Genomic DNA, 15576 nt, shown 5'->3' on the forward strand with positions numbered 1-15576 from the left:
ATGACCGGGATCGTCGCGACCACGGCACCCGCGGCCAGCAGGGACGCCGGCCGGTTGAACGGGTCGGCACCGACGAAGAACGACAGTGCCGCGGGGATGGGTCGTGCGTTCTCGGTGGACGTCAGCGAGATGCCGAACACGAAGTCGTTCCACGCGAAGAAGAACGTCAGGATCGCGGCGGTGAACACACCGGGTGCCGCGAGCGGGACGATGACCTTGCGGAAGGCCTGCCACGAGGTCGCCCCGTCGACCTGCGCGGCCTGCTCCATCTCCCACGGGATCTCGCGGAAGAACGCTGAGAGCGTCCAGATCGCGAGGGGGAGGGTGAAGCTCATGTAGGGGATGATGAGGCCGGGCCACGTGTCGTAGATCCCGAGCGTGCGCCACATGTCGAACAGCGGCCCGACGAGCGAGACCACGGGGAACATGGCGATGACGAGGGCGGTGGTGAGCACGAACCGCTTGCCCTTGAACTCCAGCCGCGCGACCGCGTAGGCGGTGAGCGTGGCCAGGGCGACGGAGAGCAGGGTCGCGATGAGCGAGATGCCGATCGAGTTGAAGATCGCCCGACGGAACTGCTCGTCGGCGATGACGTCGGCGTAGTTCTGCCAGCCTGCGCCACCTCCGCTGGAGGGGAAGAAGCCGGGGCTGCCGTTGGTGACCGCCTCCTGGCTCTTGAAGGACAGCGAGATGATCCAGGCCACCGGGAGGAGGCACCAGATCATGATGGCGACGAAGCCGACGAGCGTGCCGATGCGGGTCGCAGCGTTCTTGTTCATGTCAGCCCTCCTGCCGTGCGTCCGCGAGGTTGACCCGGAACACCTTGACGATCACGAACGCCACCACGAGCACCGACAGGAACAGCAGCACCGAGAGGGCCGAGCCGATGCCGAGCTGGAACTGCTCGATCACCTGCCGGTAGGTGAGGAACGAGATCGACTCGGTGTTGTTGGCACCGGCGGTCATGACGAAGATGTTGTCGAAGATGCGGTAGGCGTCGAGCGCGCGGAACAGCACGGCCACCATGATCGCCGCCCGCATGTTCGGCAGGATCACCTTCCAGAGCCGCTGCCACCACGTGGCCCCGTCGACCTTGGCCGCCTCCAGCATGTCCTCGGGGACCTGCGCGAGGCCGGCGAGCAGGAGCAGCGCCATGAACGGCGTCGTCTTCCAGATCTCCGAGACCATGATCGCCACCATCGACGTCTGGTACTCCGCGAACCACGTGAAGTCGTCGCCGAGGAAGGGGATCCAGCCGTTCACGAAGCCGTTCGTGTTGGAGAACGCGAACTGCCACGCGAAGCCCGAGACGACGGTGATGATGCCGTAGGGGATGAGGATCGACGTGCGGACGAGGCCGCGGGCGAAGATCAGCCGGTGCATCACCATGGCGAAGACGAAGCCGATGACGAGCTCGAACGCCACGGTGATGATCATGATGCCGACCGTGTTGGCCGTGTCGATCCAGAACAGCCGGTCGGTCAGGGCGGTCCCGTAGTTGGCCAGGCCCACGAACTCACGGTCATCGGGAGCGGTGAGCGAGTAGCTGAACAGCGACAGGTAGAGCGCGCGCAGCATCGGGAACGCGGTGACCAGCAGCATCAGTGCGACGGCCGGGGCCACGAGGTACAACGCGAGGCGGCTCTCCGCCTTGGCGCGGTCCGACGCGACGGGCTTGCTCGCGGACTTCTTCGGGGCCTTCTTGGGGGCGGTGGCGGTGCTCACAGGAGTGCCTCCCCTCGGAGGATCGCGGTCAGGAAGTCGGCCGACTGCTTCGGCGTCGAGTCCGGGCTCACCGAGCGGGGCGAGTGCCAGCGGGACTGGATGGCGCTCGAGACCTGGCTGTAGAAGGCGCTCTTGGGGCGCGGGCCGCCGGTGTCGACGCTCTCGCTGTAGAGCTGCAGCAGGTCGGCCGGGTAGGCCTCCTTGAGCTCGGCGGAGTCGTAGACCGACTGGCGCGACGGCATGAGGCCCTCGTTGACGGCCAGGGCCGACTGCGCCTCGGCGTTCGTGACGCAGACGGCAGCCTCCTGCGCGAAGTCGGGGTGCTTGGAGAACGCGCCGACGCCGATGTCGATGCCGCCGATCGGGGGCCGGGACTCCTCGCCCTCGACGGTCTGCGGGTACCGGGCCCAGCCGAGGTCCTCGAACGCCTGCTCGTCCGCCGGGCCACCGGGCTTGCCGATGAGTCCCTCGTAGTTCTTGTAGACGAAGGTCCAGTTGGTCATGAACTCACCGGGACCGTTCTCGGGGAACATCTGGCCGAGGCTCGTGCCCTCGTTCGAGGTGGTGAGGTCGGGCTGGGCTGCGGGGGAGTCGGCGAGCTTCTCGATGACCGCAGCGGCGTCCTTGCCGGCCGCCGAGTCGATCGTGACCTTCGCGTCGCGGCCGTCCTCGACGGTGTCGGGGTCGAGGATGTTGCCTCCGGCGCCCTGGATGAGCGAGTTGATCCACACGACGTACGCCTCGTAGCGGTTGGCCTGCACGCCGACGGTGCCGCCCTCCTCGGAGGCCGCGTCGATGACCTGGTCCCAGGTGACGGGCTGGCTCATGTCGAGCCCGGCGGCCTCGGCGAGGGACTTGCGGAACCACACGACCTGCGTGTTGGCCCACTGCGGCGCGGCGACGACCTGGTCGTTCCAGGTGACGGTCTCGGCCGCGCCCTTGAGGACGTCGTCGTCGAGCACCTGGTCCGCGAGGTCGCCCTCGAACGGCTTCAGCCACTTGGCGTTGGCGAACTCGGGGACGAACACCGGGTCGAGACTCATGAGGTCGGTGGAGCTGTCACCCGCGGCGAGCCGGCGCGCGAGCTGGGTGCGCTGGTCGGTGGCGCTGGCCGGGAGCAGCTGGATGGCGATGTCGTACTCGTCGGTGCTGCAGTCCTCGGCCAGCTTGTTCAGGGTGTCCTGGCCGTCCGGGTTGATGTACCAGTTGAGCGTGGGCTTGCCCTCGGATCCGCCACAGGCGGCGAGGAGCGAGGAGCCGAGGGCGAGACTCGCGACCATCACCGCCGTCCGACGTCGCGTGGTCGCCATGGGTCGGGTCCCCTTTCCCTCCGTCCCCGACGTGACCGGTGCCACACGGGAGTCATCAACGTAGGACGGTGCCGTCGGGGGCGCAACCCCGGGGTCGCCCCGGTCGCGATCAGGCCGGGTGGGGGCGGAGCCAGACCGTGGTGTCGGCGGGCAGGTGGTCGTCGGCGACCTCGCCGCTGGAGACGAGCAGCTCACCCGGAGGCCGTGGGACCGGCACCGACGACACGTTGGTGTGGACGGTCGCCACCACGTCGCCGCCGCTGGCGACGAGCGCGAACGACAGCAGTCCGTCGACGTGCTCCACGCCGTGGACGTCACCGTCCTCGATCCACGCGAGCGACCGCGTGCCCAGCTCGAGCTCGCGTCGCAGTCGCAGCAGCGTGCGGTACAGCTCGAGCGTCGAGCCCTCGACGCCGCGCTGGCGGGCGGGCACCAGGTCCGCGTAGGCCGACGGCTGCGGCAGCCACGGCTCGCCCTCGGGGCCGAAGCCGAGCGACGTGCCGGTGGACTCCCACGGGACGGGCACGCGGCAGCCGTCGCGCCCGCGGCGCTCGTGGCCCGAGAGCTCCCAGGTGGGGTCCTGCAGCACGTCGGTGGGGAGCTCGGTGGCGTCGGGCAGGCCCAGCTCCTCGCCCTGGTACAGGTAGGCCGACCCCGGGAGGGCGAGCATGAGGGTGGTCGCCGCACGGGCCCGGCGCAGGCCCAGCTCCGCGTCGGGCTGCTCGTCGTCGGGGCCGATGCCCTCCGTGTCGACGACACGGGTGGCGTCGGAGCGACCCAGCCGCGTGGCGTGCCGCACGACGTCGTGGTTCGAGAGCACCCAGGTCTGCGGAGCGCCGACGTCGGCGGCGCTCTCGAGGGACCGGCCGATCGCGTCGCGCAGGGCGGGGGCGTCCCACGGCGTCAGCAGGAACGAGAAGTTGAACGTCTGGTGCAGCTCGTCGGGACGCACGTACTGCGCGAGCGCGTGCGCGGGTTCCACCCACGCCTCGCCGCAGAGCATCCGGTCGTCGTCCTGGCCCCACAGGTCGGCGAGCGACCCGGCGTAGCCCTCGACGAGGGTGCGCCAGCTGCGGTAGACGTCGTGCACTCCCGGCTGGTCCCACATCGGCAGCAGGCGCGTGTGGCTGCCGACCGTGTCGAGCAGGAGGTCGGCGTCGGGAAGGCCGTCGGCCTTGATCAGCCCGTGCGCGACGTCGATGCGGAAGCCGTCGACACCGCGGTCGAGCCAGAAGCGCAGCACCGAGAGCAGCTCCTCGCGGACCCCGGGGTTGGTCCAGTCGAAGTCGGGCTGCGTGACGTCGAACAGGTGCAGGTACCACTCGCCGGGGGTGCCGTCGGCCTCGGTGACGCGTGTCCAGGCCGGACCTCCGAAGTTCGAGGTCCAGTTGTTGGGCGGCTCGGCGCCGTCGGTGCCCTTCCCGGGCCGGAAGACGTACCGCGCCCGCTCGGGGCTGCCGGGACCGGCGGCGAGCGCCGCCTGGAACCAGGGGTGCTCGCTCGAGGAGTGGTTCGGCACGACGTCGACGATCACCCGAAGACCGAGTCCGTGGGCCCGCTCGACGAGGGCGTCGAAGTCGTCGAGGGTGCCGAACAGCGGGTCGACGTCGCGGAAGTCGGCGACGTCGTAGCCGGCGTCGTTCTGCGGGGACACGTAGAACGGCGACAGCCACAGGGCGTCGACGCCGAGGTCGGCGAGGTGCTCGAGCCGGGAGGTGATGCCGGGCAGGTCGCCGATGCCGTCGCCGTCGGCGTCGGCCCACGACCGGGGGTACACCTGGTAGATGACGGCGTGGCGCCACCAGGGCTGGTTGCTCATGGATTCCTCGGGGTCGGGCTCGCTGGGGGTCGGCACGGACCACGCTACCGACGGGCGCACCACCGGACGGACGAGCGGGGGCCTTCGCTAGGTTGAGGCCATGTCCCAGCGCACGCTCGTCCTGCTCAAGCCCGACGCCGTCCGTCGTGGTCTCGTCGGAGAGGTCCTCGGCCGCTACGAGGCGAAGGGCCTCACGATCGTGGCCATGGAGCACCGCGCCATCGACGCCGCCCAGGCCGACGCGCACTACGCCGAGCACGTCGAGCAGCCCTGGTACCCGCCGCTGCGCGACTTCGCGACGTCGGGCCCGCTCGTGGCACTCGTGCTCGAGGGCGACGAGGCGATCGCGGTCGTCCGCGCCCTGAACGGCGCCACCGACGGCCGGGCCGCCGCCCCCGGCACCGTCCGCGGTGACCTCTCCCTGTCCAACCGCGAGAACCTCGTCCACGCCTCCGACTCCGAGGAGTCCGCGGCCCGCGAGATCGCCCTCTGGTTCCCCTCCCTCGCCTGACGCCTCCGGCGGACGCAAGATTCTGCGTTCATGAGTGGAAGGCCGAAGGGTTCTGCCTTCGTGTCCGAATCCCGTCACGAACGCAGAACGCTTGAGCTCCTCGCACCCGAACGCAGAATCTTGCGCTGTTCTGGGTCCCAGGATGGTGACCGGGGAAGGAGCTCGGGGGCCAGGGCGCCTTCCCACCCGTGGGCCCGTGCCATCCGGTCGAGCTGGTCCATCACGGTGTGGGGGTGGTGGCGAACCGAGTACGACGAGAAGGTCAGCCCGTGTCGGCCGGTGATCACGATCTCGTTGGCTCGGACCAGGTCCTCGTCCCACTGCTCGATGGCGAGGTGCGGGATCCCGTGCACCTCGACGCCGAACCCGAGGCGCTCGCTCCATACGTCGAGGTAGAAGCGACCAGCCGGACCACGCACCGCCTCTTGCCGTGTGGCGACGGGGAGCCCGGTGGCTCGCCAGATGGCCGCGAAGTCTCGCTCGGGGACCGACTGGATCCCGCCGGCCGCGTCGAGGATCGACGAGACGATCACGCTGCGATGCCGACACCGACCGCGGCGGGTCAGGGCCTCACGCAGGTGCCGGGTGGTGACGAGACCGGCCTGCAGGGCGCTGATCACGATCCAGCGTGCGTAGCGTTCGTTGCTGCTCCACGAGGCGGTGTCGAGGATCGACCGCGCTGGCCTGGTCCGTCTCGGCCGGTGCGTGGGATGCACGTCGACATCGGTCAGCTCGTGCGACCAGTGCGCGGTGGCGCGGTCCCACGACGGCGCCCGTGCTCCCGCCGGCAGGACGACGAGATGGCGGGGGTCGCGCGTGTCGAAGCCGTCCTGTCGGAGCGCCGAGGAGCCGGCGAGGGCCGCACGCGGGGGAGAGGAGGCGAGCGCGACCAGGTCTCGTTCGTGCAGGGTCAGGACACCGTTGTGCGTGACGACGACACCTCGGCACGGGCGCTGCCAGACACCGGCGCGGAGGCGCTGACGCACAGGCCAGGCCCCGAACACCTCGACGGCCTGGCGGACGGACATGACGGTCTGCATGCCTCCACCGTGTCGGCCGTCCGGCCCCGGACGAAGGGCGCGGCCGAAGGCTGTGGACGGAGGCACGCGGGCGCGAGAGCCCTGTGGACGGGGCGACGCAAGATTCTGCGTTCAGTACCGGCGTCCCGATCGATGCTGCGTTCGCGTCCGGATCCCGTCGTCAACGCAGCATCGTTCGGACTCTCGCTCACGAAGGCAGAATCTTGCGTCCTCTAGAGGGGTCAGGCGGGGTCGAGGGGAGGGGGCTCGGTGGGGCCGGTCCAGGGGACGACGACGTGGGCGAGGACGCCGTGGAAGCGGCCGCGGACCTCCTCGGGGAGCCAGACGACCTCGTGGGACTGCGAGGCGAGGTCGACGGTGCCGTCGAGGGTCACGGCGTCGACGGCCTGGCGGGGGGCGTCGCCCACCCGATCCTCGTACTCCACGAGCGTCACGCCGACGCTGATCGGCACCTCGTTGCGATTGACCAGGCCGATGCCCCAGAAGTCCTGCGGGTCGAGGGTGGCGTGCTCCTCGAGGTCGACCATGAGCGCCTCGACCGGGGCCACGATGCCGTCGAGGTCCACCTGCTCCATGCCCTCGACGTGCACCTCGACGCCGCGCACGTTGCGAGCGCCCTGGCCGTGGAAGTGCAGCACGTCGGTGGCGGCGGAACCGGGGGGCGCCACCACGGCGCCACGGTCGATGCCCAGCACCGTGCCGACCTCGACGTTCGGCAGCTCGCGACCGTACTGGTCGCGGGGCACGAACCGCAGGATCGGGCGCAGGCCCACCTCGGAGCCGTTGCTCAGCGTGACCGTCTGGTCGGGCGCGTCCGGATCGGACGCCTTCGGCACGTAGGAGACCGAGATCGGCGGCTTGCGTCGATTGAACAGACCCATGGCAGGCAAGCGTACGGAGTCGCGCTCAGTACCAGCCGGCGCCCTTCTTGAAGTCCCACGCCGCGCACGGTGATCCGTAGCGACCCTCGATGTAGCCGAGGCCCCACTCGATCTGGGTCGCCGGGTTGGTGCGCCAGTCGCTGCCGGCGCTGGCCATCTTGGTGCCCGGCAGGGACTGCGGGATGCCGTAGGCGCCCGAGGACGGGTTCTCGGCGTCCACGCGCCAGCCGCTCTCCTGGCTCCAGATGTTGTCGAGGCAGGAGAACTGGCCCTCGTCCCAGCCGTAGTCGGCGAGCATGGCGCGTGCGACGACCTTGGGGTCGGCGGCCTCCAGCGCCGCCTGCCGCTCCTTCTCGCGCTTCGCCTTCGCGGCGGCCTCCTTGCGCTCGGCGGCCTCCTTCTTCGCCTGCGCGGTGGCACGCTGCTGTCCGTCGGCCTTGGCCTGGACCTCCTCGACCCGGCGCTGGGCGCCCTGGTCGACGATCACGGCGTCGGACACGCGCTGGGCCTGGACGAGCGGCGTCGCGATGGCCGACACGGGGCGCAGCCCGGTCGCGGCGGCGGCGCTGTCACCGGCTCCCACGGCCTGGGCGCCGGCGGTCAGACCGGCGGCCACGACGACCCCGCCGACGGCGAAGGTCGTGAGCGTGCGGCCGCTCGGCAGGGCGTCGGCGACGTCGGCCAGCAGGTCGAGGGTGCGGTCGCGCCGGCGTTCGAAGGCCGATGGTGCGCGGTGGCGTGCCATCCGGTGCCGACCGCCCGACCGGTCGACGAGGTCGTCGTGACGCACACGCACTCCTGTCCAGCTCGACGGAAAGAGGGCGGGGAAGGGCCCAGGACGAAGCCACCATCCTAGGCAACGTTGCTGAGACGGCGCAGGCGTTCTCTCAGGTCCCGGACGCCGCGTAGCCTGGGGCCATGTCCGTCGAGTCCGTCTTCCCCCGTCTCGAGCCGCTCCTGCCGACGGTGGGCAAGCCCATCCAGTACGTCGGCGGCGAGCTCAACGCCACCGTCAAGGAGTGGGACGACGTCAGCGTGCGCTGGGCGCTCATGTACCCCGACGCCTACGAGGTCGGGCTGCCGAACCAGGGCGTCCAGATCCTCTACGAGGTGCTGAACGATCGTGACTGGCTGCTGGCCGAGCGCACGTACGCGGTGCAGGCCGACATGGAGGCCGTCATGCGGGAGCACGGCATCCCGCAGTTCACGGTCGACGCGCACCGTCCCGTGCGCGCGTTCGACGTGTTGGGCATCTCCTTCGCCACCGAGCTCGGCTACACCAACATGCTCACGGCGCTCGACCTGGCCGGCATCCCGCTGCACGCCGTCGACCGCACCGACGACGACCCGATCGTGCTCGCGGGCGGCCACAGCGCCTTCAACCCCGAGCCGGTCGCCGACTTCCTCGACGCCGCCGTGCTCGGCGACGGCGAGGAGATCGCGCTCGCCATCAGCGAGGTCGTGCGCGAGTGGAAGGACGAGGGGCGTCCCGGCGGCCGCGACGAGCTGCTGCTGCGGCTCGCGGCCTCAGGGGGCGTGTACGTGCCGAAGTTCTACGACGTCGACTACCGCGACGACGGCCGCATCGCGTCGGTCCGGCCCAACCGCGACGGCGTGCCGTGGCGCGTGGCCAAGCACACCGTCATGGACCTCGACCAGTGGCCGTACCCGCGCAAGCCGCTGGTGCCGCTGGCCGAGACGGTGCACGAGCGGTACTCCGTCGAGATCTTCCGTGGCTGCACGCGTGGCTGCCGGTTCTGCCAGGCGGGCATGATCACGCGCCCCGTGCGCGAGCGCTCGCTGCAGACCATCGGCGACATGATCGACACCGGTCTGAAGGAGTCGGGCTACCAGGAGGTCGGCCTCCTCAGCCTCTCCAGCGCCGACCACACCGAGATCGGCGACCTCGCCAAGCAGCTCGGCGACCGCTACGAGGGCACCAACACGTCGTTGTCGCTGCCGTCGACCCGCGTCGACGCCTTCAACATCACGCTGGCCAACGAGTTCAGCCGCAACGGCCGACGCTCGGGGCTCACGTTCGCGCCCGAGGGCGGCAGCGAGCGTCTGCGCAAGGTCATCAACAAGGCGGTCACCGAGGACGACCTCATCCGCACCGTCACCGCCGCCTACTCGCACGGCTGGCGCCAGGTGAAGCTCTACTTCATGTGCGGCCTGCCGACCGAGACCGACGAGGACGTCCTGCAGATCGGAGAGCTCGCCAAGCGGGTCATCGAGGCCGGACGCGAGGCGTCGGGTCGTCGCGACATCCGCTGCACCGTGAGCATCGGCGGCTTCGTGCCCAAGCCGCAGACCCCGTTCCAGTGGGCCGCGCAGCTCGACCACGAGACCACCGACGAGCGCCTGCGCAAGCTGCGTGAGTCCGTGCAGTCGGACAAGCGCTTCGGTCGTGCCATCGGCTTCCGGTACCACGACGGACGGCCCGGGATCGTCGAGGGACTGCTGTCGCGCGGTGACCGACGGGTCGGGCGGATCGTCGAGGCGGTGTGGCGTGACGGCGGTCGGTTCGACGGCTGGAGCGAGCACTTCTCGTTCGAGCGCTGGGAGTCCGCGACCGCCGAGGTCCTGGCCGACGAGCCGGTCGACCTCGACTGGTACACGACCCGTGAGCGCGACCACGACGAGGTGCTCCCGTGGGACCACCTCGACGCCGGTCTCGACAAGGAGTGGCTCTGGGAGGACTGGCAGGACGCGCTCGACCCCGACGCCCTCGAGATCGAGGACTGCCGCTGGACGCCCTGCTACGACTGCGGCGTGTGCCCGCAGATGGGCACCGACATCCAGATCGGCCCGACGGGCCAGAAGCTGCTGCCGCTCTCGGTGGTCTGAGCGGACTCAGGCGGCGGGGCGCTCGAGCTCGTCCTCGATCGTCCCGCCGCGGTCCACGAGGGTGCCGAACACCCCGATGAGCACGGCGCCCAGCATGAGCACCGTGACCGGTGCGGTCCACGAGCCGGTCACGTCGTGCAGCAGGCCGGTGCCGAACGGGCCGAGCCCGGCCACGAGATAGCCGACGGACTGTGCGAACGCCGACAGCGAGGCCGTGCCCTCCGTCGTCGAGGCGCGACGGCCGAACATGATCAGCACCCAGGTGAACGCGCACCCCCCGAGCCCGAGCAGGATCGCCCAGAGCCACGGAGCCGCGGTCGGGGCCCACAGGACCCCGGCCCAGCCGCTCGCGGTGAGGGCGGCGAAGACCCACGGGAGGATGCCGCGGCCTCCGAGGCGTGCCACCAACGGCGGCAGGAGGAGGGTCATCGGGATGCCGACGGCCCCGAGGAGTCCCTGCATCGCACCCGCGGTGCCCTGCGCGAGCCCGGCGTCGGCCAGGATCGTCGGGAACCAGCCGAACTGGGCGTAGGCCTGGGCCGACTGCGCGCCGAAGCAGAGGGCGCAGGCCCAGGCGAGTCGGCTGCGGGCGAGCCGGGCCAGCGACGGTCCGACCGGTCGGACGTCGCGCCCCGCGCGCCCGGCACGGGCCGCGATCGGCAGCCACGGCAGCAGGGCGGCCACGCTCAGCACGGCCCACACCGCGATGCCGGGCCGCCAGCCACCGAGCGCGTCCGCGGCCGGCACCGTGACGACCGAGCTCACGGCGCCGCCGGCCATGAGCGCGGCGCCGTAGAGCGAGCCGACGAGGGGGAGCCGGTCGGGGAAGTGCTCCTTCGCGAGGGCGGGCAGCACCACGTTGCCCACCGCGCACGCGGCGAGCGCCACGACCGACAGCACGAGGAAGAGCGCGGTGGAGTCGACGACCGACCGGGCGAGGAGCCCGAGGGCCAGCACGGCCAGCAGTGCGGCGGCGGTGCGGTCGAGACCGAGCAGACGGACCACGCGCGCTGCCGTCGTCCCGAAGACGGCGAAGCACAGCACGGGCAGCGTGGTCAGGACGCCCGCGACCGTGGCGCTCATGCCGAGGTCGTCGCGCAGGGGGTCGATGACCACCCCGACGCTGCCGATCGCCACGCGCAGGTTGAGCGCGAGCAGCACGATCGCGGCTCCCACGAGCCAGGCGGGACCCCCGCGACGGACCGACGACGAGGAGCTCACCGAGACATCCAACGCCACCGTCGGGAGGCGTCCGCACGCGGCCCTCGGCGAGAGCCTGCGGACGCCGACCTCGGTAGGGTCGGACCCATGTCCGACGGCAGCACGACCCTGCGTGGCACCCCCAACCCGGAGGCGCCCAACCCGCAGCTGCCCATCGTCCAGCGGCTGCGCATCCGCTACGCCAAGCGTGGCCGGCTGCGGTTCACCAGCCACCGCGACTTCGGTCGTGCCTTCGAGCGCGCGGTCCGCCGCGCCCAGGTGCCGATCGCGTTCTCGTCGGGCTACACGCCCCACCCGAAGATCTCCTACGCCGGAGCAGCTCCCACCGGCGCGGCGAGCGAGGCCGAGTTCCTCGAGATCGGGCTCACGCAGCAGCGTGATCCCGAGTCCGTCCGCGTGGCGCTGGACGACGCCCTGCCGCCCGGCATCGACGTGCTGGAGGTGGTTCCTGCACGCGAGGGCGGGGGCTCGCTGGCGGACCGGCTCGAGGCGAGCGAGTGGGTGATCGAGCTGCGCGGAACCGCGCCGGAGCAGGTCCGGGAGGCGGCCGACGCGTTCCTCGCGGCCGAGCAGGTCGACGTCGAGCGGATGACCAAACGAGGTCTGCGGACGTTCGACGCCCGTGCCGCCGTCCAGTCACTCTCCGTTGGTTCGTCCGACACCTCGGGTGTGGCGTATGCGATACTGACGGTGGTCGTCCGACACCAGAACCCGTCGGTCCGACCGGACGACGTACTCACCGGACTCCGCAACCGCGGGGGCCTCGAGCTCGAGCAGACGCCCCTGGCGACACGCTCGGCCCAGGGTCCTCTGGACGTGGAGAACGGGACGGTCGGCGATCCACTCGCCCTCGACCGCGACGCATCCTGACAGGTGCTGACCGCGGCGGGACGGACGGGGAGCCGTGTGACAGGCCGGACGTCGACCACCCGGGACGCCCCAGCGCCCCGGCGCCGCCAGAAGACTTTCGGTGACCAAGCCCTCGGGCGAGGAGCCGCAGACGCAGAACCCCGGCCTCACGTAGGCGCTCACGGGGCCTGAGGAGAGCACATGCTCGACGACGACAAGAACACACCCACCACCGAGACCAGCACCACCTCGCGCACGAGACGACGGGCCGCCGCCCGACCGGCGGGACCCCCCGCGGCCGTGAGCACCGACATCTTCGCCCCGCCCGAGGCCCCGGCCAAGAAGGCTCCGGCGCGTGCCGCGTCCGGCAAGGACCCCGCCACGAAGGACTCCGACGCGTCCGACGCCGGCTCGACGCAGGAGGCCCCGGCCAGACGGACCGCCAAGAAGGCGGCCCCCTCGGGCGGGTCCGACGGCGACACCGGGTCCCCCGACGCCCCGGCGAAGAAGGCAGCGGCCAAGAAGTCGGCCAAGAAGAGCACCTCCGCGGGCTCGGCCACCAAGAAGACCGCGGCGAAGAAGACCGCGGTCAAGGACGACGCTGCTCCTGAGGAGGCCGACGCGACCGCGTCCGGCCAGGAGGCGTCGACGGCGAGCGACGACCGCGCGAGCAGCGGTGACCGGCCCGCCAGGAAGCGCAGCGGTCGCAAGCCCGCGGCATCCGGTGACGATGCCGGGACCGCAGCCGTGGCCTTCCAGGCTCCCGAGCCCGTGACGGCGCCCGCCCGCGACGACCGGTCCTCCGAGGGGCGTTCCTCCGACGGCACGGACTCCGACGAGCAGGGCGACGACTCCGGTGACGGATCCGGTGGCGGTCCCAAGCGTCGCCGCCGCAGCCGCGGCGGACGTCGCCGCAACAAGAGTGACGACACCCGCGACGGCTCGGACTCCTCCGACGGTGCCGAGTCCGGCGAGGCCAAGGGCCAGGACGACGGAGCCGGCGGCTCGTCGAACCAGGACGACTCCGGTGACGGGGGAGACGGCGAGGGCCAGAGCACCAACACCCGCCGCCGCCGGCGTCGCGCCCGCTCGGGCGAGCGTGCGTCCGCCTCGCCCGACGATCCGGAGAACACCGTCGTGCGGGTCCGCGAGGGTCGAAACCCCGAGGACGAGATCACCGGCGTGGCCGGCTCCACGCGCCTGGAGGCCAAGAAGCAGCGCCGCCGCGAGGGCCGTGAGGCCGGACGGCGCCGCGCGCCGATCGTGTCCGAGGCCGAGTTCCTGGCCCGGCGCGAGGCCGTCGACCGTCAGATGGTCGTCCGCCAGCACGTGTCGAAGGGCTCCGGCGCCGAGAGCGACGCCTACACCCAGATCGCCGTGCTCGAGGACTCCGTGCTCGTCGAGCACTACGTGGCCCGCGAGTCCCAGACGTCGCTCATCGGCAACGTCTACCTCGGCAAGGTCCAGAACGTCCTGCCCAGCATGGAGGCCGCCTTCGTCGACATCGGTGCCGGTCGCAACGCCGTCATCTACGCCGGCGAGGTCGACTGGAGCGGTGTGCAGAACGGCAAGGCCCGCAAGATCGAGGAGGCGTTGACCCCCGGCCAGCAGATCCTCGTGCAGGTCTCGAAGGACCCGATCGGCCAGAAGGGCGCGCGGCTCACGAGCCAGATCAGCCTGCCGGGCCGCTTCCTGGTCTACGTCCCGGGAGGCCAGTCCAACGGCATCTCCCGCAAGCTGCCCGACACCGAGCGCGCCCGGCTCAAGGCCCTCCTCAAGGAGGTGCTCCCCGAGGACGCCGGCGTCATCGTGCGCACGGCCGCCGAGGGCGCCAGCGAGGACCAGCTGACCCGCGACGTCACCGCGCTCACGGCGCGCTGGGACGACATCAAGGCCAAGGCCGGCATCGGCGAGGACGGGACGCCCTCCGCGAAGGGCCCCCAGCTCCTGTACGCCGAGCCCGACCTCGTGATCAAGGTCGTGCGCGACCTGTTCAACGAGGACTTCGCCTCGCTCGTCGTCGAGGGCTCCGACGCCTGGGACAACATCTCCGGCTACCTGCGTCACGTCGCACCCGACCTCGCCGAGCGACTGCAGGAGTGGTCGCCCGCCGAGCACGACGGCCGCGACTCCTTCGACGTGCTGCGCATCGACGAGCAGATCCACAAGGCGCTGGACCGCAAGGTCTGGCTGCCCTCGGGCGGCTCGCTCGTGATCGACCGGACCGAGGCCATGACCGTGGTCGACGTCAACACCGGCAAGTTCACCGGCTCCGGGGGCAACCTCGAGGAGACGGTCACCAAGAACAACCTCGAGGCCGCCGAGGAGATCGTCCGCCAGCTCCGGCTGCGCGACATCGGCGGCATCATCGTCATCGACTTCATCGACATGGTGCTCGAGAGCAACCGTGACCTGGTGCTGCGTCGCCTGGTCGAGTGCCTGGGCCGCGACCGCACCCGCCACCAGGTGGCCGAGGTGACGTCGCTCGGGCTCGTGCAGATGACCCGCAAGCGGATCGGCACCGGCCTGCTCGAGTCGTTCAGCACCGACTGCGACCACTGCAACGGGCGCGGTGTGGTCATCACGGCCGAGCCGGTCGAGCCGAAGAAGGACGAGCCGCGAGGCGGCGGACGCCAGCGTCGTGGTCGTGGCGGCAACGGTGGCAACGACAACGGTGGATCGAACGGCGGCGGCAACGGCGGCGGCGGCAACAACGGCGGCGGCGGCAACAACGGCGGCGGCGGCAACAACGGCGGCGGCAACGGGTCGAGCAACGGGTCGAGCAACGGCAACGGTGGCTCGCGTCGTGGGCAGCAGAAGCCGGCGACGGAGGAGGCCGACTCCTCGGAGTCGACGACGTCGAGGACGACCTCGTCGTCCTCGGGCCGGTCCTCCCGCCGTTCGGGGCCCCCGAAGGACGTGCCGACGCCCGAGGACGGCGCTTCGGCGCCTGCCGAGCAGCCTGCCGAGCCGGCGGAGCCGTCGGAGCAGGAGACTCCTGCACCCGCCGTCGACGCCGCGCTCGAGCCCGAGAGCTCGGCACCCGAGACGGGCGACCAGCCTGTCGAGGACGCCGTCGCGCCGGAGGCCGAGACCGCTGCCGAGCCCGTGCAGGACCCTCTGCCCGAGGCCGAGCAGGAGTCCGCTCCCGAGGTGTCGGAGACGGACGGCGACCGGGCCTCCACCAGCGAGGACGCCCCCGTTTTGACCGAGCCGGGTGACGGTCCGTAGAATGATGTGTCGGCGTGCCCTGCGCGCCGATCCGCATGCCCGGGCGAGAGCCCGGCACCGGTCGCCGAACCAGCCCGCTGCGTTCGCCCGGCCCCGCACAGCCCCAAGCCTTGGCAAGCACAGCTTCCAGCAAGAACCGAGT

Annotated in this window: 12 protein-coding genes; 4 read left to right on the plus strand and 8 right to left on the minus strand. The window is 71.3% G+C overall.

Features of this window, described 5'->3' with window-relative positions; translation table 11 throughout:
* The 4 genes from ASF38_RS18100 to ASF38_RS10825 form a co-directional block, all read right to left on the minus strand.
* Positions 1-779: carbohydrate ABC transporter permease (locus ASF38_RS18100; protein ID WP_162237347.1), on the minus strand; the 779-nt coding region annotated here is incomplete at its 3' end.
* 1 nt (position 780) lies between these two features.
* Positions 781-1725: a carbohydrate ABC transporter permease gene (locus tag ASF38_RS10815; protein ID WP_055965104.1), complete on the minus strand. Its 945-nt coding sequence runs from the start codon at positions 1723-1725 to the stop codon at positions 781-783.
* Positions 1722-3035, minus strand: a complete 1314-nt coding sequence (locus ASF38_RS10820) for an extracellular solute-binding protein (RefSeq protein ID WP_056575844.1) — start codon at positions 3033-3035, stop codon at positions 1722-1724. The genes ASF38_RS10815 and ASF38_RS10820 overlap by 4 nt, the downstream gene beginning before the upstream one ends.
* A 109-nt stretch (positions 3036-3144) precedes the next feature.
* The gene (locus ASF38_RS10825; RefSeq protein WP_369815196.1) at positions 3145-4890 is read right to left on the minus strand and encodes a glycoside hydrolase family 13 protein; all 1746 of its coding nucleotides are present in this window, start codon (positions 4888-4890) and stop codon (positions 3145-3147) included.
* Positions 4891-4954: 64 nt separating this feature from the next.
* Between ASF38_RS10825 and ndk the strand changes: the two genes are divergently transcribed.
* A complete protein-coding gene (gene ndk / locus ASF38_RS10830; protein ID WP_055965112.1) occupies positions 4955-5365 on the plus strand; it encodes a nucleoside-diphosphate kinase in 411 nt (136 codons plus the stop codon).
* A gap of 74 nt (positions 5366-5439) precedes the next feature.
* Here ndk and ASF38_RS10835 read toward each other — a convergent pair whose 3' ends face one another.
* The 3 genes from ASF38_RS10835 to ASF38_RS18485 all read right to left on the minus strand — a co-directional run bounded on the left by ASF38_RS10835 (position 5440) and on the right by ASF38_RS18485 (position 8076).
* Positions 5440-6405, minus strand: a complete 966-nt coding sequence (locus ASF38_RS10835) for a hypothetical protein (RefSeq protein ID WP_056575851.1) — start codon at positions 6403-6405, stop codon at positions 5440-5442.
* A gap of 221 nt (positions 6406-6626) precedes the next feature.
* Positions 6627-7286 carry a hypothetical protein gene (locus tag ASF38_RS10840; RefSeq protein WP_056555244.1) on the minus strand — a complete coding sequence of 220 codons (660 nt, stop codon included), beginning with the start codon at positions 7284-7286 and terminating at the stop codon, positions 6627-6629.
* Between the two features lie 25 nt (positions 7287-7311).
* A complete protein-coding gene (locus ASF38_RS18485; protein ID WP_055965124.1) occupies positions 7312-8076 on the minus strand; it encodes a lytic transglycosylase domain-containing protein in 765 nt (254 codons plus the stop codon).
* Between the two features lie 128 nt (positions 8077-8204).
* Here ASF38_RS18485 and ASF38_RS10850 point away from each other — a divergent pair, with 128 nt between their 5' ends.
* A complete protein-coding gene (locus ASF38_RS10850; RefSeq protein ID WP_056576013.1) occupies positions 8205-10133 on the plus strand; it encodes a TIGR03960 family B12-binding radical SAM protein in 1929 nt (642 codons plus the stop codon).
* 6 nt (positions 10134-10139) lie between these two features.
* On the opposite strand, the gene ASF38_RS10855 is transcribed toward ASF38_RS10850, so the two are convergent.
* Positions 10140-11354: an MFS transporter gene (locus ASF38_RS10855; RefSeq protein ID WP_056576015.1), complete on the minus strand. Its 1215-nt coding sequence runs from the start codon at positions 11352-11354 to the stop codon at positions 10140-10142.
* A gap of 87 nt (positions 11355-11441) precedes the next feature.
* Here ASF38_RS10855 and ASF38_RS10860 point away from each other — a divergent pair, with 87 nt between their 5' ends.
* Together ASF38_RS10860 and ASF38_RS10865 are read left to right on the plus strand one after the other, a co-directional pair.
* A complete protein-coding gene (locus ASF38_RS10860) occupies positions 11442-12224 on the plus strand; it encodes a TIGR03936 family radical SAM-associated protein (protein WP_156364821.1) in 783 nt (260 codons plus the stop codon).
* Between the two features lie 180 nt (positions 12225-12404).
* The gene (locus ASF38_RS10865) at positions 12405-15434 is read left to right on the plus strand and encodes an Rne/Rng family ribonuclease (protein ID WP_082480691.1); all 3030 of its coding nucleotides are present in this window, start codon (positions 12405-12407) and stop codon (positions 15432-15434) included.
* Positions 15435-15576: the final 142 nt, after the last annotated feature.

This window comes from Aeromicrobium sp. Leaf272, assembly GCF_001422865.1.
Taxonomy (GTDB): domain Bacteria; phylum Actinomycetota; class Actinomycetes; order Propionibacteriales; family Nocardioidaceae; genus Aeromicrobium.

Coding starts and splice junctions, on each gene's coding strand:
- ASF38_RS10850 (WP_056576013.1), top strand. CDS start 8,205: ATGTCCGTCGAGTCCGTCTTCCCCCGTCTCGAGCCGCTCCTGCCGACG.
- ASF38_RS10840 (WP_056555244.1), bottom strand. CDS start 7,286: ATGGGTCTGTTCAATCGACGCAAGCCGCCGATCTCGGTCTCCTACGTG.
- ndk (WP_055965112.1), top strand. CDS start 4,955: ATGTCCCAGCGCACGCTCGTCCTGCTCAAGCCCGACGCCGTCCGTCGT.
- ASF38_RS10835 (WP_056575851.1), bottom strand. CDS start 6,405: ATGCAGACCGTCATGTCCGTCCGCCAGGCCGTCGAGGTGTTCGGGGCC.
- ASF38_RS10865 (WP_082480691.1), top strand. CDS start 12,405: ATGCTCGACGACGACAAGAACACACCCACCACCGAGACCAGCACCACC.
- ASF38_RS10860 (WP_156364821.1), top strand. CDS start 11,442: ATGTCCGACGGCAGCACGACCCTGCGTGGCACCCCCAACCCGGAGGCG.
- ASF38_RS10820 (WP_056575844.1), bottom strand. CDS start 3,035: ATGGCGACCACGCGACGTCGGACGGCGGTGATGGTCGCGAGTCTCGCC.